Below are 16,999 nucleotides of genomic sequence, written 5' to 3'. Positions count from 1 at the left end.
TCGGTGAAGCGACGATTTCACGGGCGAATGTTGCAAGTATGTGCTGATTTCGTGACAAATCGGTTCCAAGATCAATGTTTTGAACACTTTTAAGTGTAATTTCCACCGATATGTGCAACTATCGACCAACTCGCAACGTCGTTAGCCCTGACCGTCTGCGTGCTCAGAATGCTAGGAGAACCAGATGAAGTCCAAGCCGCTGCCTGCTGATCCCATGATCCGCCAGCTCATTCGTCGGGCGCAGAACTCGCAAATGGGCCGTCGTACACTGCTGGCCGGCGCCGGTGCCGGCGCTACCGCGCTCGCGCTCGCCGCGTGCTCCTCCGGCGCCACGGCCAAACCCACCGCCGCGGCCGATACCTCGGCCACTGACAAGTCCATCCGCTGGGACAACTGGGCGCTCTACATCGACGTGGATGATGCCGGCAGCTATCCGACCCTCGACGCGTTCAAGGCACAGACCGGCATTTCGGTCAAGTACACCGAAGCCGTCGACGATAACAACTCCTATTACGGCAAGGTCAAGGACCAGCTCGCCCTTGGCCAGGACATCGGTGCCGATGTCGCCTGTCTGACCGACTGGATGGTCAGCCGCATGATTCGATTCGGCTACACCCAGGAACTCGATCACGCCAACATTCCCAACCTCGCCAATCTGCTGCCGTCGCTGCAGGACGTCGACTTCGACCCGGGGCGGGCCATGAGCGTGCCGTGGCAGGGTGGCTTCGCGGGTCTGGCTTGGAACAAGGAGAAGTATCCCCAGGGGTTGGCCTCGGTCGAAGACCTTTGGGCTGCCGACCTGAAGGGCCGCGTCGGTGTGCTCTCCGAAATGCGCGACACGATGGGCCTGATCATGCTCGATCAAGGCGTCGACATCTCCGGCGACTGGGGCGAAGATGAGTTCACCGCGGCTATCGACGAATTCGAGAAGCAGGTCTCTGACGGCCAGATCCGAAACATCAAGGGCAACTCCTATAAGGAAGACCTCGCCAACGAAGACACCCTCGCCGCCATCGTCTGGTCCGGCGACATCGTGCAGCTCAACGCCGAAAACGGCGACAAGTGGGGCTTCATCGTTCCCGAGAGGGGTGGCACCCTCTGGAACGACAACTTCGTGGTGCCGATCGGCTCGCCCGGTAAGAAGAATGTCGAGGAGCTCATCAACTACTACTACGACCCGGCCGTCGCTGCCGAGGTCGCCGCCTATGTCAACTACATCACCCCGGTCGTCGGGGCCAAGGAAGCCATGATGGCCATCGACCCGGCGTTGGCCGAAGACCCGCTGATCTTTCCCGACGATGCCACTCTCGCCAACGCCTACGTCTTTCGCGGTCTCGACGGCACCGAAGAGCAGACGTTCAATAACCAGTTCCAGGCGATCCTGCTGGGCGCAGCCTGATGGCCGTCGGTGCGTTCGCCGATCGTGGTGCTGACCTGGAACTGGTCGGCATCGAAAAACGTTTCCCCGGGTTCACCGCCATTGAAAACCTCAACCTCACCATTCCGGCCGGATCGTTCTTCGCGCTGCTGGGCCCCTCGGGCTGCGGAAAAACGACGACCCTCCGCCTCGTCGCCGGACTGGAAGAACCGACCAGCGGCCGCATCCTGATCGCGGGAGCGGATGTGACGAATCGGAAATCCTTTCAACGTCCGGTCAACACCGTGTTCCAGAGCTACGCACTGTTTCCGCACATGACCGTGCTGGAGAACGTCGCCTTCGGGCTGCGCCGACGCAAAATCGCAGGCCCGGTGGCCAAGGCGCACGAGGCGCTTCTCCTGGTGGAGCTCGACCACCTCGCCCACCGTAAACCGCAGCAACTATCCGGCGGCCAGCAACAACGCGTTGCCCTCGCTCGCGCCATCGTCAATCGGCCGGCGCTGCTGCTGCTCGATGAGCCGCTCGGCGCCCTCGACCTCAAACTGCGGCGTCAGATGCAGCTCGAACTGAAAACCATCCAGGAGGAGGTGGGCCTGACCTTTCTGCACGTGACCCACGACCAGGAGGAAGCCATGACCATGGCCGACACCATCGCGGTCATGAACAAGGGCCGAATCGAGCAGATGGGTGAGCCGCAGCAGCTTTACGAACTACCCAAGACCTCGTTCGTCGCAAACTTTCTGGGCCAGTCCAACCTGTTCACCGGTCCGGTCGTGTCCACCACGAGCACCGCCATCGCCGTCGACGTTTCTGGCCAGAAGATCGTGGTGCCGCTGGAGCGAGCCCACCGAGTGTCGGGCGAAGTCACCATCGGTGTGCGTCCCGAGAAGGTCATCCTGCACGCTGAAGCACCGGTCCAGGACACCGGCCGCAACGTGCTGGGCCCGGGCCGGGTCATCGATGTGTCGTTCAGCGGGGTCAGCACGCAATACCTCGTCGACGTGCCGGGCGTCGGCACCCTGGTGGTATTCGCCCAGAACATGGTCTTCGGCCCGGCCGCGCACGTCGGCGCCTCTTGTTGGCTCAGCTGGAATGTCGTCCACGGCTTCGGTCTCGACGACGATCCCGCCCAGAGTCCGAGATTCGAAGCCGACCTCGACACCAAGACAATCGCCCAGCAGCGTCGGTCATCGCTGCTCACGGAGCTCGAGGAGGCCTGAGATGGCCTTCGCCGCATTTTCCTCGACCGCGCCGCCACCCACGACCGCGCCGCCACCCACGACCGCGCCGTCGACCGATCCGGCCGCCAGGCGCCGCAGCCCGGTGGCCTTGTTTCTGCTGCTGCCGGGCATCCTGTATCTGGTGCTGTTCTTTCTCACCCCGCTGGTGTCGCTTTTGCTGACCTCGTTCCAGGCGCCGCGGGAGTTCGGGGATATCGGTCAGTACGATTACGCCTTCCGCTGGCAGAACTACGTCGAAGTTGTCACGACTTACTGGCCGCACATCGTGCGTTCGTTCAGTTATGCGCTCGCGGCGACGTTCTTCGCTCTGCTGATCAGCTACCCGTTGGCCTACTTCATCGGGGTGAAGGCGCGAAAGTGGCCGCTACTGCAGAGCCTCATGCTCGTGCTCGTGATCGCGCCGTTCTTCATCAGCTTTCTGCTGCGCACCCTGGCCTGGAAGCAACTGTTCTCCGATGAGTCCTTCGTGGTGCAGACGCTCAAGGCACTGTCGCTGATGGCGCCGGAAGCGCACGTGACCGGCACCGCGTTCTCGGTGATCTTCGGTCTCACCTATAACTTCATTCCGTTCATGACCCTGCCGCTCTACACGACCCTTGAGCGGCTCGACGTGCGCTACCTCGAGGCGGGCAGCGACCTGTACGCGAGCCCGTTCCACGTGTTCCGCAAGGTCACCATTCCGCTGTCGATGCCCGGTATCGTCGCGGGCACGTTGCTCACCTTCATTCCCGCGGCGGGCGACTATATCAATGCCAGCCGGGACTTTCTCGGCGGTACCGGCACCCAGATGATGGGTAACGTGATTGAAACCAACTTTCTGGTGCTGCAGAACTTTCCGGCAGCCGCTGCCCTGTCGATCATTCTGATGACCGTGATCCTGGTGATCGTCAGCATCTACGTCAAACGATCCGGAACGGAGGAGCTGCTGTGAAACTCTCCCTCGGCAAATGGTTGCTGCCGGCTTACAGTGCCTTGGCCCTGCTGTTCCTGATGATTCCGATCGGGTACACCTTCGTCTACTCCTTCAACGACTCGCTCAAGTCGAACATCACCTGGCAGGGCTTCACCTTAGATAAATGGCGGGGCGTCTGCAATGTGCAGAACGGAGCCGTCTGTCAAGCCTTCGGCAACAGCCTGTTCATCGGGGTTGTCGCCACCGTTATTGCGACGACCTTCGGCACCATGATCGCGATCGCCATCGTGCGCTACCGGTTCAAGTTTCGGTCGCAGACCAGCCTGCTGCTGTTTCTGCCGATGGCGACCCCGGAGGTCGTGCTCGGTGCCGGCCTGGCTGCACAGTTTTTGTCGGTCGGGGTGCCGAAAGACATGCTGACGATCATTCTCGCTCACACCATGTTCTGCATCAGTTTCGTGGTGGTCACGGTCAAGGCCCGGGTCGCGAGCCTCGACCCGGCGCTCGAAGAGGCTGGTCGTGACCTCTACGGTTCTGCCGCGCAAGTGTTCGCCCGCATCACCTTTCCGTTGTTGTTGCCGGGGATCCTCGCAGCCGCTCTGCTGTCGTTCGCCCTGTCCTTCGATGACTTCATCATCACGAACTTCAACTCCGGCGCGGTGTCGACATTCCCAAAATATATCTATATTTCGGCGGCCCGCGGCATTCCGGCTGAGGCCAACGTGCTCGCCTCGGCCGTGTTCATTATTGCCATCATCGTGGTCGTGACGGTGCAGGTGGCGGGAGCGGCCAAGGCGCGACGCCTGGCCAGGCTCAGCTAGACGCGAGGAGCGACGAGCCGGTCCGCCGGGACCCGCCCGATTCGGGCAAGCCGGTCGCGCAGATCGTCGAGATCGAGGGCGCCCTTGCACCACCACGTAATCGCACGCGATCACAAACCGTGGCTGGCCGCCGACATCGGCGGTCAGATCGCGGTGGGCAGCGTCTATGCAGGCATTGATTCGCTCACCTCAGCGGTGGTCAACCGGGTGCACCGCCTGGTGGCAAAGTTGCAATTACCCGAAGTCACCGTGCAGATTGCACGGGCCGTCGCCATCGACTCGGTTAGACGTAGCTGGCGCGAATTTCCCCCACCGGCCGGCCACCGCCGGTCACGGTGAGGCCGAGCTCAGGCAGTAACTCTTCGACATCCAGTCGCTTGATCGCACCGGCGTCGGCGAGCAGACCCACGGCAACCGCCGCTGCGGCGCGCAGGTTGCCGTCCAGAATCTTCAGCGCCACGGTGGTGCCGTTTTCGGCGGCGGCCACCATGATGCCCTCGGCGCCGCCCTTCACGAACAGGCCGAGCCGGTCGATGACGATGCTGTCGGAGTGACCTGAGCCGGCCACGACCCAGCCGTTGGCACGAACAGCTTCGGCCAGAAAACCGGCTTCACGGTAGATCGCGAACGGCGAGTTGGACTTGCTCGTGGCGATGCGGGCGATGCCGCGGGCCAGGCCGATGAGCGAAATGGCGTGCACGGGAGCGCCGCAACCATCAATGCCCGAGGCCAGCGGACGTTCGCCGGTGAACCGCTCGAGCACGTCGAGAATACGTTTTTGCAGCGGATGCTCCGGCTCCAGATAACCCTCGATCGCCCAGCCGTTCTGCTGGCAGGCGACGAGCATTGCCGCGTGCTTGCCCGAGCACTCCATGTACACCGGAGCTTTGCCGGCCCCGCGTTTCACCAGCGCATCCCGCGCGGCGGAGTCGATCGGCCACGCCGCCGGGCAGGCGAGTGCCGTTTCGGGCACTCCGGCCCGGGCGAGCAGCCCGCGAACCAGTGCGATGTGTTCCGCGGTACCGATGTGACTCGCGGTGGCGATGGCAGCATCCGCTCCCCGTAGGGCGACGCCACTCGCCATGACCGCGACAGCCTGGAACGGTTTCATGGCCGAGCGCGGAAAGACGGCGCTGGTGACATCGCCGAGGGCACGCAGCACTTCGCCGTTGGTACCGAGCACGACAGCCGAACCAGCGTGCCGGGATTCGATGAACCCGCTGCGTTCGACGACGGCGAGCTCGACGGAACCGTCAACCGTGAAAGTTTCAGTCACGGCGTCAGCGGGTGGGCGCGGTCAGTGCAGCGATAGCATCGTCGATCACCGAGAGGGCGTCGATGATGAGCGCATCGGAGAGCGCGAGGCTCGGCAGGAACCGCAGCACGTTGCCGTAGGTGCCGGCGGTGAGCAGCAGCACGCCGTTCTGGCTGGCGTATGCGGAGATGGCGGTCACCGCAGCGGCGTTCGGGGCCTTCGTCGTGTAGCCGGTACCGGGCTGCACGAGTTCGATCGCCATCATGGCGCCGCGGCCGCGAATCTCACCGATGATGTCGTACTTGTTCTTCAGAGCGGTCAGACCCGCGGTGAGGGACTTCTCGATGCGCTGCGCCTGAGCGAGCAGGTTGTTGGCCTCGATCGCGTCGAACACGGCGATCGCCGCGGCGCAGGAGACGGGGTTGCCGCCGAAGGTGCCGCCGAGGCCGCCGGCCTGGGAGGCGTCCATGATCTCGGCGCGGCCGGTGACGGCCGCGAGCGGGAAGCCGCCGGCGATGCCCTTGGCGGTGAGGACGAGGTCGGGGATCCAACCGAAGTGCTCGCTTGCGTAGTACTTTCCGGTGCGGGCCATTCCACTCTGAATTTCGTCGGCGATCATGACGACACCGTTTTTGGTGCACCATTTCTGCAGGGCGGGCAGGTAGCCATCCGCCGGCACCATGAAACCACCCTCACCCTGAATGGGTTCGACGACGAGGCAGGCCAGGTCGGATGCCCCGATTACCTTGTCGAGGTAGGCAACGGTGCGCGCGGCCGCTTCGGCCCCGGTGAGACCGTCGTGATACGGGTAGGAGCTCGGTGCGTGGTAGACGTCGCTGGCGAGCGGGCCGTAACCGGTGGCGTAGGGCATGGCCTTGTAATTCATGGCCATGGTCAGCACGGTACGGCCGTGGTAGGCGTGGTCGAGCACCGCGACGGCTCGACGGCCGGTGTACTTGCGGGCGATCTTCACGCCGTTCTCGACGGCTTCGGCGCCGGAGTTGATGAGTACGCTTTTCTTGGCAAAGTCACCGGGGGTGTGCTCGGCGAGCAGCTCGGCGACCCGAACGTATTCTTCGTAGGGGGTCACTGTGAACAGGGTGTGGAGGAAGTCCTGGGACTGTTCGACGGCGGCCGCGACGACGCTCGTTTCGGTGTGTCCGATCGTGGTGACGCCGATGCCGGCACCGAGGTCGATGAACTGGTTGCCGTCCACGTCGACCAGGATCGCTCCGTTGGCCTTGGCAATGTAGACGGGCAGCATGGAACTGACTCCGTCGGAGACGACTGCCCGACGTCGCTCGTGCAGTGCCGCCGAGATCGGACCGGGAATGGCCGTGACGATCTTTCGTTCCTGCGCTACAGAGTAAGTGGTGGCGGCAACGGTGGCAGAGTTCGTGAGAGTGTCAGTCATGATGATCCAACTGTACCCAATTGTGCTGGACCGACCGAGGGCGCGGTGTTCCTGAGCAGCCTGCAAGAATCTTGTAAAGCAGAATCTTGCATAGATAGAGGAGAAATATGAACGGAGTGCACGAATATGCGGTGCGGGTCGAGTGGACCGGCAATCGCGGCACCGGAACAAGCCATTACCGTGCCTATGGGCGCGACCATCTGATTTCGCCGGCCGGGCGGGCTTCCGCTGAGAAGTTACCGATCAGCGGCTCGTCGGACCCGACTTTTCACGGCGACAACGACCGCTGGAACCCTGAGGAACTGCTGCTCGCCGCGCTCAGCCAGTGCCACCTGCTGTCGTATCTGCACGTGGCGGCCCGAAACGGGGTCACGGTGACGGCGTATACGGATACCCCGGTCGGCACGATGGAACAGGTGTCGGGAGGTGGCGGCCACTTCACGACGGTGACCTTGCGGCCACGGGTCACGATTACCGACCCCGAGCAGATTGAGTTCGCGCAGTCCCTGCACGCTGAGGCCGCCCGCGAATGCTTTATCGCGGCCTCGGTGAACTTTCCGGTCGGTCACGAGCCGGTCACGGTCACCTGAGATGTAGCGGAAACTCAAGGCTCGGCGCGAGGGTTCAGATTGCGCATGGCACGGTAGCGCGGATTGCGTAGTAGTGTGGGGTGCGTTGAGGGTCAGGCCGATCGAAGGGAAGCCGATGGATACCACCCAGTTACTCAAGGGGGTGCTCGACATGGCCGTCCTGGCCGTGATCGTCGAAGATGACGGCTACGGCTATGACATCGTGCGCCGGTTGCGCGCCGCCGGGCTCGATGAGGTCGGTGACGCGTCGGTCTACGGCACCCTGCGCCGGCTGTACAGCGCGGGGGCGCTGTCGAGCTATGTCGTGCCGTCCGACGGCGGTCCGCACCGCAAGTATTACGGAATGAACGAGAACGGCAGGGCCATGCTCGCCGAACAACGCGTGAACTGGACCGCCTTCGCCGATACCCTCACCCAGCTGCTCGAAAAGCCGCAACCCACAGCCCACCTACGTACGATCGGTGACAAGTCATGAGCCAAACCGCCACCACCCATTCCATTCACGACTTCGCCTTGGCAGTGCGGGCGGCCCTGAGCGACCTTCCGGCTGATGAAATCGATGACCTCACCGACGGCCTTGAAGCCGACCTGACCGAGCAGGCCGCTGACTTCGATGATGCCGGCGCCCCTGCCGATGCGCCAGACTTCGACCTCGGCGATCCGGTCGCCTACGCCGACGAGCTGCGCAGCGCGGCCGGGCTCCCCGTGCGGGGAACGGCACCCACCGTTCGGGTGTCGGGGCTGCGCCGGCTGCGAATTCGGGTCGGAGGCATTCGGGTGAACGTGACTCGGTGCATCCGCTCGACTGCGGCCGGTGCAGCGGTCCTCGACTTTCTGCTCGTCTTGCGCCCGCTGTGGTGGGTGTTGCGCGGCTGGGTGGTCTACGCGGTCGCGGAGATCTTTGTGGGCGGCGCGATCGGCACCATGCCGACCAACCCGGTGCGCGCTCTCGCGCTCGGGACCTTCGTGGTTCTGAGCGTGCAATGGGGGCGCAGCCGATGGCTGCCCTGGCGCTGGCTGCCGCGCTTTCGCACCGTGGTCAGCGTGTGCGCGGTCCTGGCGCTGCCGTGGGTGCTTATTCTTACGGCGCACCAGGCGGCGAATGCGCAGGCCGGCGGGTATGTGGAGTACGACCCGTACAGCATGCCGGGACTGATGCAGAACGGCCAGGAAGTGACCAACGTGTTCGCCTACGACGCCGACGGCCAGCCACTCACCGACGTGCAGCTGTTCGACCAAGACGGCCGCGCGCTCAACGTGGTCAACGACCCGGCCAATACGCACTACCTGCCCCAACTTCTTGATGCGACCGGCGAGCAGGACATAGTGGTGCCGAGCCTGTTAGTGCCGGGCGGCAGCGGCTGGAACGTGTACCCGCTGCGTCTGGTGAGGTCAGCGGATGTCGACTCCACCTACGACTATCTCGGGCAGGCTTACCAAGCGGATGCCGCGCCGTCGCCGTTCCCGTTCGCCCAGGTCCGGCCGCTCATCGTGGTGCCGGCGGCGGGGGAGCCATCGCCCACGCCTACGCCCACGCCGTCGCCGACGCCGTCACCCGCGCCCACGCTATCGCCGGAACCGAGAGTACTCGGTGCGCCAGTGGCCGAACAATGACGCGCCCGTCCGACGTGCCGACCGTCATCAGCCCGTCTGCACTCGACCTGCCGCCGCCCTAGTCTCTTGACATCACCGACTGGGTTGCCGCGGGCGACTACGCGGGGTAGGCGCGAACCTCGACCCGAAGGATTGCACGGGTTAAGGTAGCACGAGGGGGAACCATGAGTCGAAACACCGCCAGAGGGCCGCGCAATCTGTCGGTTGCGCGAACACGATGGCTTGGCGCGGGTGCTGCGGCGACCGTTGCAGTGCTTGCACTGACCGGCTGCGCTACCGGTGAGAGCGTCGCTGCCGACATGGTCGACCACATCGCTGCGGAGCTCACCGACGACCTGGACTCGCCGGTGTCGCGGGTACGCGATGCGGAGTGGTTTGCGGCCACCTACATCACTCCGCTGAATTCCGCGGCAGGCGCCCGCGGATCCACGGTCTACGCGGACACACTCGCCTGGAGCGGGAGCTCTGGTGACGAGTCCGGCGCCCGCATCGAAGTGCGCATCCGGGTAGATGTGGAGCAGAAGAATGCGGGCGGGATCGGCGATTCCTCGTACGGCGAGGGCAGCGCCACGAAATGTTTTCGCTACGAGGTCTTTCGTCTGCCGCATCCGGTCACGCGAAAGGGCATCAACTGCCCGGACAACCCTGCTATCACGACCCCGACCGCGGCGCCGCTCCCGGCCTTACCCGACGACGCCGAGGCCGTGCTCGCGGCGGTTCTCGGTGCCGCGTCGAGCGGGAGCCTCCAGTACGACGTGGAAGCGGCGTTCCACGAGGACTTCATGACCGTCGACACTGCTGTCGTAGATGGCGAGTTCCTCGCCGCCGTCGGTGTTCCGGGCGAACGCGAGTGCATCGTCGCGGTGCGCGGTGCGGACGGCGTCGTGGAATTTTGGGGCTTCGATCGTGCCTGGATCGAGCCTGGCGAGCTGGGGTGTACGACGCGCATAGTGACGAGCCCACCGCTGTAGTAGTTACCCGTCGCCGAGCCGGGGGTTTGAGGCCATTTCAGCGTTGAACTGGCCTCACACTCACGGCTCGCTGGCCGAAACTCACGGCTCGGCGAGGGGGCGGGACGCGGCCTCGGGTTACGCGGGGTAGGCGGCGACCAGGGCGGTGATAGCCTCTTCGAGCACGGTCGCCGCGTCGTCGATGAGCTCGTCGGAGATCACGACACTCGGCATGATGCGCAGCACGGAATCCCAGCTTCCGGCATCCAGCGCGATGACGCCGTTCGTCGTGGCGTGCTTGATCACGGCGGTGAGCGCCTCGGGGTACGGCTTCTTGGTGCCGGGGTGCACGAGCTCGACGCCGAACATGGCGCCCTTGCCGCGCACCTCGCCAACGATGGAGAACTTCTGCGCCCAGTCGCCGATGCGCGCCCAGAGCGCGGCCTCGACGCGTTTCGCTTCGTCGAGCAGGTTGTCGCGCTCGATCAGGTTAAACACCGTGAGGGCGGCTGCGGTCGAGACCGGGTTGCCGCCGAAGGTGCCGCCGATGCCGCCGGGCTGCACTGAATCCATGATGTCGGCACGTCCCGTGACGGCGGCGAGCGGAAAGCCGCCGGCGATGCCCTTGGCCGTGGTGACCAGGTCGGGCACGACGTCGTGGTGCTCGATCGAGTACCAGACCCCGGTGCGGGCCAGGCCAGCCTGAATCTCATCGGCCACGAAGACGATGCCGTTCTCGGTGCAGAATTCGCGAATGCGCTTGAAGTAACCGGGCGCGGGAATGACGATGCCACCGTCGCCCTGGATCGGCTCGACGAAGAACGCCGCGATCTCGGTCGCGCCGATGTGGGTCGTGATGTAATCGATGGTCTTCTCGGCCGCTTCGAGCCCGCTCAGGCCATCGCGGAACGGGTAACTCGTCGGCACACTGTAGATTTCTCCGGGGAACGGGCCCATGCCGGCCCGTTCCGGCCAGGGCCGGTACGTCATCGCCATGGTTAGGTTGGTGCGTCCGTGGAAGGCGTGGTCGAGTGCCACGATGGCGCGGCGACCGGTGAACTTGCGGGCGATCTTCACCGCGTTCTCCACGGCCTCTGCGCCGGTGTTGACCAGAATCGAGTGCTTCTCAAAGTCGCCGGGAGTGATGTCGGCGAGCTTCTCAGCCACGGCCACATAGTTCTCGTACGGCGTCACAGTGAATAGGGTGTGGGTCAACTTCGCTGCCTGAGCGGATGCTGCCGCCGCGACATCCGGATGCGCATGACCGATCGTGGTCACGCCGATACCGCAGCCGAGGTCGATGATCTGGTTACCGTCGACGTCGACCAGAATGGCCCCAGCGCCGTGATCCATGTAGATGTTGGCGAGGGTTCCGGCGCCGCGGGCGACCGTCTTCTCACGCCTGGCCTGAAGTTCAACCGACTTGGGGCCGGGAAGAGCCGTCACGAGTTTGCGTTGCTGGGGCACCGAATACGTTGCAGTCATTCATCCAGCCTATGACCGTCAGCGCGTCAGGCAGACCGCCGCTATAGGCGTTCGCGCGGAAACACCCGGTGAGCGAGGCGATTTAGGGTGCCGACCGGCGGGGATTCGTTGTAGGCGTTGGCCAATTCCTGACCGGACAGCTGATGAATAGCCGCCATGATCTCATCCGTTGCCTGCCGGCGGGCCTTGCCGGAGGTGGCCGGGCCGTGGTGGCCGAGGTCGAGCGGTTCGCCGAAGGTGACGGTGACCTTGCGGATGCGGGGCACCTTGGTACCGACCGGCTGAATCTCCTGGGTACCGATCAGTCCGACCGGAACGACGACGGCTCCGGTGGCGAGTGCCAGCCAGGCGACGCCGGTGCGGCCCTTGTAGAGGCGTCCGTCGAGGGAGCGGGTTCCCTCCGGGTAAATAGCGAAGGCGCCCTCGGCGTCGAGCACGCAGCGGCCGGCGTCGAGCGCGACCTGCGCGGCCTGTCCGGCTCCGCGTTCCACTCCGATGGCGCCGATCGCGGTGAAGAAGGTGCGGGACACCCAGCCGTTGAAACCGGTTCCGGTGAAGTAGGTCGATTTCGCCAGAAACTGCACGCGGCGGGTGGCGACAAGCGGAATGACGATGCTGTCGATGAACGAGAGGTGGTTGCTCGCGAGAATGACACGGCCGGTCGCCGGGATGTTCTCGCGGCCCACGATATTCGGTCGAAAAACGATTCGAGCGACGGGCGCCATGATGCCATAACCGAGAAAATAGACGAATCCCGGGCGCTTGACCCGCTCCGGTTCGTCCTGCACATCGTCAGGGGCGACTGGCTCTGAAGTGTCGATCGTGATGGTTTTAGCGTTGTCTTTGAGTTCTGCATCGGCACCAGTCACCCGTTGACACTACGCCAAGACTGGCCAGCATCGAACATACGCCGCGCCCGGCACCTAGCATGGAGGTATGCGCAGAGTTATCATTCTCGGGTCTACTGGCTCGATCGGAACCCAGGCCCTGGACGTCGTTCGCGCCAACCCAGAGCGGTTCGAGGTGGTGGGTCTGTCGGCCGGGCGCAATCGCGAATTGCTTGAGCAGCAGGCGGCTGACTTCGCTGTCGACGACACCGCGCTTGGCGCAGACGAGGCCGAGCAGCTCGTTCGGGACGTCGACGCCGATGTTGTGCTGAATGGCATCACCGGCTCGGTCGGCCTCGGTCCGACCCTGGCCGCGCTGAAGGCCGGGCGCACCCTGGCCCTGGCCAACAAGGAGTCGCTGATTGTCGGCGGCGACCTCGTGAAGAGTCTTGCTGCGCCGGGGCAGATCGTGCCGGTGGACTCCGAACATTCGGCGATCGCGCAGGCGTTACTCGCGGGGACCCAGGGTGAGGTGCGTCGGCTCGTGCTGACGGCATCCGGTGGGCCCTTTCGCGGTTTCAGTTTGGACGAGCTCGCTCGAGTGACCCCGGCGCAGGCGCTCGCACACCCGACCTGGAACATGGGGCTTGTGGTGACCACGAACTCGGCGACCCTGGTCAACAAGGGCTTAGAAATCATCGAAGCGCACCTGCTGTTCGACGTGGAGTACGACCGCATCGACGCCGTCGTACACCCGCAATCCGTGGTGCATTCCATGGTTGAATTCGTCGATGGTTCGACGATCGCTCAGGCCTCGCCCCCGGACATGCGGCTGCCGATTTCGCTTGGGCTGGATTGGCCGAACCGGGTCGCCGCCGTCGGCGCCCCGATCGACTGGACCGTGCCGCATAGCTGGACCTTCGAACCGCTCGACGATGCCGCTTTTCCGGCGGTCGAGCTGGCCAAGAGGGTCGGCCGCAAGGGCGGCACCTATCCCGCGGTGTTCAACGCGGCCAATGAGCAGGCCGTGGCAGCTTTTCACGCCGGACGCATCGGCTTTCTCGATATCATCGACACGGTGCTGCGCGTGGTCGAATCCCACGAACAGGGCGGCGAGCTCAGCCGGGAGTCGCTGGCCGAGGCCGAACGCTGGGCGCGTACCGCCGCCGACAAGCTCATCGCAGTTCAGTAACGCGCCGGTCAGTCGTCGCGGTCTTCTTTAGCTTTCTCAGCGTCTTTCTTGGCGTTTTCCGCGTTTTCCTTGGCCTGCTCGGCGCGATCCTTAGCATTTTCGTCGTTCTGCTGCTGGGCAGCAGCTGCAGCCTCCGCTGCTGCCTGAGCTGCCGCCTCGGCGGCAACCACAGCGGCATCGATCTCAACGGTCAAGTCGCCGCGCACCGAATTGATCGCGGACTGAATCGACGCTGAGCGCTCGGTGCTGACCTGGCCGGAAGCAGCCGCCGTGCGCAGATTCGCCTGTAAAGCGGTGAGCAGCGACTGGGCGTTGCTGAAGTCGCCGGCGGCGGAAGCCTCGGTGATCGCCAGAATCTCTGTCTGCAAATTCGCGGCCGTGGCGGCCTGCAGGTCGACCGGGTCGGCCGTGCAACCGGACAGCGGCAGTAGCAGCCCGACGGCCAGAACGAGGGTCAATCGCTTGCGTCGATTCATGGGTTCACGCTTTCCTGAAGCTCCTGAAGGTGGGTGCCGAGCGTGCCGTCGACGGTCGGGTAGCTCGGTGGCAGCACGGCGGGTGCCTCGGCCGGGTTGAGCAGGAACAGAGCTACGACGGCGAGGGCGATGAGGAGGAGTCCACTTACGACCACGGCCAGCATTCGCCGGTGCGCCGGGCGGCGCGGCTTGGCCGGGCGCGCCGCCGCAGTGTTGGCGGCTGGAACGCTGGCGGGAGCATCCGCTTTCAGAATCTCGGTCGGAGCCGCATCGGCCGGCAGTAGCAAGGTGGCTGCGGGAGTCACGGCCGGTAGTACCAGGGTGGGGTCGGGCGCGGCAGCCGGTACCGCCGGCAGCAGCAGCACGGTAGGTACATCCGTGCTGCTGCTGCCGGCGGCGAGCGCACGTAGCACCTCGGCGGCCTCGGCAGCAGTGGGGCGGTCGGCGGGGTCGCGGGCGGTCATCGTGCGCAGAACTTCGGTCCATTCAGTGCCGAGAGCGCTTGGGATCTCCGGCTGACGCTGCAACCGGGCCATGGCCGATTCCACGGCGGTACCGGGATAGGCGCGCATTCCGGTGAGGCATTCGAGCAGCACCAGGCCGAGCGAGTAGACATCCGTTGGCGCACCGATAGCGCCACCGAGCGCCTGCTCCGGGCTGAGATAGCTGGCGGTGCCAAGCAGCGACCCGGTCGCCGTCAGCCTGGTTTCGTCGAGCAGCCTGGCGATGCCGAAGTCGGCGAGCTTGGCGTGCATGCCGCGGCCCGGAAAACCGGAGGGTGCCAGTAGCACGTTGGCCGGCTTGACATCCCGGTGGATGATGCCCCGCTCGTGCACGTAGTGCAGCGCCTCGGCGAGGTCGGCGCCCATGCCGGCCACGTCGACGCTCGGCACCGGGCCGTCTTCGATACGGGTGCGCAGGTCGGGGCCGTCGACGAGTTCCATCACGATGAAGGTGCGCGGAGCGCCGTCGACCGTGGTAGTTCCGGCATCGAACAGGGTGACCAGCGCGAAATGGTTCAGACTCGCGAGCAGGGCGATCTCGCCGCTCTGGCGTTCGGGCTCAGTGCCACCGCCGTCGGCACGAAACAGCTTGACGGCGACGGTACGGCCCAAGGCGGTGTCGGTGGCCCGATAAACGGATGCCATCCCCCCGGTGCCGATCAGATTCTCGATGCTGAAACGGTCGGCCAATAGACTGCCGACGGGGCCGAGAGTCGGCGGCACGGCTGGAGCGGGTGCTGGAAGCTTCTGCGTAGGCATGGTTTCGTGAGACAAGGGGACCTCCTAGTGCGTCCGACCTCTAGCCAACCACATGCGTCCCCTCCTGGGGGAGGTTGGTCGGCATAACCAGCCGCTTTGCAGCTTGATGCGGTTACTCTACGACAGTGGAAACCGTACTGCTGTTCATACTGGGCGTCGCCATTGTCGTCGTTGGCCTCGCCCTCTCTATTGGCCTGCATGAAATCGGCCATCTGGTGCCCGCAAAGCTGTTTGGCGTCAAGGTCACCCAGTACATGATCGGCTTCGGCCCGACACTCTGGTCGCGCACCAAGGGCGAAACCGAGTACGGAGTCAAGGCCATCCCCATGGGCGGCTATATCGCCATGATCGGTATGTTCCCGCCGTCGAAGAAGGGTGGAGCGCCGCGGAGCACGACTACCGGGTTCTTCGATCAAATGGTGCAGGAGGGCACGCCGGAGAAGAAGATGAGCGCCCTGTCGACCCTGGCCGACGACGCCCGCGAGGCGAGTGCCGAGACCATCGGCGAGGGTGAAGACCACCGCGCCTTCTACCAGCTGCCGGTCTACCAGCGTGTGATCATCATGCTCGGCGGGCCGACCATGAACCTGCTCATCGCGATCGTTATGTTCTCGATTCTACTGATGGGATTCGGCTCCCCGCAGATCAGCACCACCGTCGGCAGCGTGAGCGAGTGCGTGCTGCCAGCATCGAGCGATCGCCAGACCTGCACGGCAAGCGACGAAGCCTCACCCGGAGCCGCCGCCGGCCTGCAACCGGGTGACCGCCTGGTCAGCATCGGCGGAACCGCCATCTCGACCTGGGAACAGTCCACTGACATAATTCGTGCTTCAGCCGGGCGCACCGTCGCGGTCGTGGTCGAACGTGACGGTGCCGAGCTTGACCTCTCGCTGGCCCCCAAATTGACCGAACGCTACGTCTATACCGACGAAAACGAAATCAAAACGGAGGCCTCCGGCACCGCGGTCACCGAGGAGGTCGGGTTCGTCGGCATCGGAGCAGCCGCCGAAATGGTGCCTCAGCCAGCAACCGCCGTGCTGCCCATGGTCGGCGACAACATTGCCAATGTTGCTCACCTGATTCTCAACCTGCCCGACCGGCTCGTGGCCGTGGCCAACGCGGCGTTCGGGCCGGGGGAGCGTGACCTAAACGGCCCGATCAGCGTGGTCGGCGTCGGCCGAGTGGCCGGCGAGCTCGCCAGCATCGACACCATTCCGGTCGCCGACAAGGTCGCGAGCATGCTCGGCCTGCTCGGATCCCTCAATATCGCCCTGTTCGTGTTCAACCTGGTGCCCCTGCTTCCGCTGGACGGCGGCCACGTGGTCGGCGCGCTGTGGGAAGGCATCCGTCGATTCTTCGCAAAGCTCTTCGAACGGCCAGACCCAGGGCCGGTCGACATGGCCAAGCTCATGCCGCTCACCCTCGTGGTCATCATTCTGCTCGGCGGCATGAGTCTGCTGCTGATCTACGCTGACATCGTCAAGCCGATCAACTTCTTCGGCTAGTGTCTTGCGTCGTAAATTCATTGGTTAAGTGTTATGATGAGTCATGTCGCGAACTGGACGCCCAAAGACTGAGCTG

General features: G+C 64.6%; 16 protein-coding genes. 10 read left to right on the top strand and 6 right to left on the bottom strand.

The features are described 5' to 3' along the window. The first annotated feature begins 184 nt into the window (after window positions 1-184). From CXY73_RS07045 to CXY73_RS07030, 4 genes are read left to right on the top strand one after another with little or no spacing between them, the layout of a single operon-like run. Window positions 185-1,399: a PotD/PotF family extracellular solute-binding protein gene (locus CXY73_RS07045; protein WP_104139894.1), complete on the top strand. Its 1,215-nt coding sequence runs from the start codon at window positions 185-187 to the stop codon at window positions 1,397-1,399. Then, window positions 1,399-2,598 (top strand): ABC transporter ATP-binding protein, encoded by a 1,200-nt coding sequence (locus CXY73_RS07040; protein ID WP_104177284.1) that lies wholly within the window; start codon window positions 1,399-1,401, stop codon window positions 2,596-2,598. Before CXY73_RS07045 ends, CXY73_RS07040 begins: the two co-directional genes overlap by 1 nt. Before the next feature lies 1 nt (window position 2,599). Beyond that, window positions 2,600-3,550 (top strand): ABC transporter permease, encoded by a 951-nt coding sequence (locus CXY73_RS07035; protein WP_104177283.1) that lies wholly within the window; start codon window positions 2,600-2,602, stop codon window positions 3,548-3,550. Then, complete coding sequence (locus tag CXY73_RS07030) at window positions 3,547-4,353, top strand: ABC transporter permease (RefSeq protein WP_233198191.1); 807 nt, start codon at window positions 3,547-3,549, stop codon at window positions 4,351-4,353. The genes CXY73_RS07035 and CXY73_RS07030 overlap by 4 nt, the downstream gene beginning before the upstream one ends. A gap of 283 nt (window positions 4,354-4,636) precedes the next feature. Here CXY73_RS07030 and CXY73_RS07025 read toward each other — a convergent pair whose 3' ends face one another. Next, window positions 4,637-5,629, bottom strand: coding sequence for an asparaginase (locus CXY73_RS07025; protein ID WP_104177282.1), 993 nt, complete (start codon window positions 5,627-5,629; stop codon window positions 4,637-4,639). Between the two features lie 4 nt (window positions 5,630-5,633). Then, entirely contained in the window at window positions 5,634-7,022 is a 1,389-nt protein-coding gene (gene gabT / locus CXY73_RS07020) for a 4-aminobutyrate--2-oxoglutarate transaminase (protein ID WP_104177281.1), read from the bottom strand. A 107-nt stretch (window positions 7,023-7,129) separates the two neighbouring features. Between gabT and CXY73_RS07015 the strand changes: the two genes are divergently transcribed. From CXY73_RS07015 to CXY73_RS07000, 4 genes are all read left to right on the top strand, one after another. Beyond that, window positions 7,130-7,612: an OsmC family protein gene (locus tag CXY73_RS07015; RefSeq protein ID WP_104139879.1), complete on the top strand. Its 483-nt coding sequence runs from the start codon at window positions 7,130-7,132 to the stop codon at window positions 7,610-7,612. A 115-nt stretch (window positions 7,613-7,727) separates the two neighbouring features. Next, window positions 7,728-8,087 (top strand): PadR family transcriptional regulator, encoded by a 360-nt coding sequence (locus CXY73_RS07010; RefSeq protein ID WP_104177280.1) that lies wholly within the window; start codon window positions 7,728-7,730, stop codon window positions 8,085-8,087. Continuing rightward, window positions 8,084-9,226 (top strand): hypothetical protein, encoded by a 1,143-nt coding sequence (locus tag CXY73_RS07005; protein WP_104177279.1) that lies wholly within the window; start codon window positions 8,084-8,086, stop codon window positions 9,224-9,226. Before CXY73_RS07010 ends, CXY73_RS07005 begins: the two co-directional genes overlap by 4 nt. Before the next feature lie 164 nt (window positions 9,227-9,390). Beyond that, a complete protein-coding gene (locus CXY73_RS07000; RefSeq protein ID WP_146071673.1) occupies window positions 9,391-10,197 on the top strand; it encodes a hypothetical protein in 807 nt (268 codons plus the stop codon). A gap of 117 nt (window positions 10,198-10,314) precedes the next feature. Here the strand turns inward: CXY73_RS07000 and CXY73_RS06995 are convergent, their stop codons facing one another. After that, window positions 10,315-11,661: an aminotransferase class III-fold pyridoxal phosphate-dependent enzyme gene (locus CXY73_RS06995; protein ID WP_104177277.1), complete on the bottom strand. Its 1,347-nt coding sequence runs from the start codon at window positions 11,659-11,661 to the stop codon at window positions 10,315-10,317. 41 nt (window positions 11,662-11,702) lie between these two features. Beyond that, entirely contained in the window at window positions 11,703-12,530 is an 828-nt protein-coding gene (locus CXY73_RS06990; protein ID WP_369831222.1) for a lysophospholipid acyltransferase family protein, read from the bottom strand. A gap of 67 nt (window positions 12,531-12,597) precedes the next feature. Here CXY73_RS06990 and dxr point away from each other — a divergent pair, with 67 nt between their 5' ends. Beyond that, on the top strand, window positions 12,598-13,680 hold the full coding sequence (gene dxr, locus CXY73_RS06985) for a 1-deoxy-D-xylulose-5-phosphate reductoisomerase (protein WP_104177276.1): 1,083 nt from the start codon (window positions 12,598-12,600) through the stop codon (window positions 13,678-13,680). Window positions 13,681-13,688: 8 nt separating this feature from the next. Here dxr and CXY73_RS21915 read toward each other — a convergent pair whose 3' ends face one another. Beyond that, complete coding sequence (locus CXY73_RS21915; RefSeq protein WP_158254059.1) at window positions 13,689-14,156, bottom strand: mucin-associated surface protein; 468 nt, start codon at window positions 14,154-14,156, stop codon at window positions 13,689-13,691. After that, window positions 14,153-15,433, bottom strand: a complete 1,281-nt coding sequence (locus CXY73_RS06975; RefSeq protein ID WP_233198190.1) for a serine/threonine-protein kinase — start codon at window positions 15,431-15,433, stop codon at window positions 14,153-14,155. Before CXY73_RS06975 ends, CXY73_RS21915 begins: the two co-directional genes overlap by 4 nt. Window positions 15,434-15,543: 110 nt before the next feature. Here CXY73_RS06975 and CXY73_RS06970 point away from each other — a divergent pair, with 110 nt between their 5' ends. Beyond that, on the top strand, window positions 15,544-16,923 hold the full coding sequence (locus CXY73_RS06970) for an RIP metalloprotease (protein WP_104177274.1): 1,380 nt from the start codon (window positions 15,544-15,546) through the stop codon (window positions 16,921-16,923). The last annotated feature ends 76 nt before the right edge of the window (window positions 16,924-16,999 follow it).

Origin of the sequence: Cryobacterium sp. Y50 (assembly GCF_002929805.1) — a bacterium.
GTDB lineage: Bacteria > Actinomycetota > Actinomycetes > Actinomycetales > Microbacteriaceae > Cryobacterium.
Note: the sequence above shows the minus strand (reverse complement) of the source record. Positions and strands in the feature narration are given on the sequence as shown.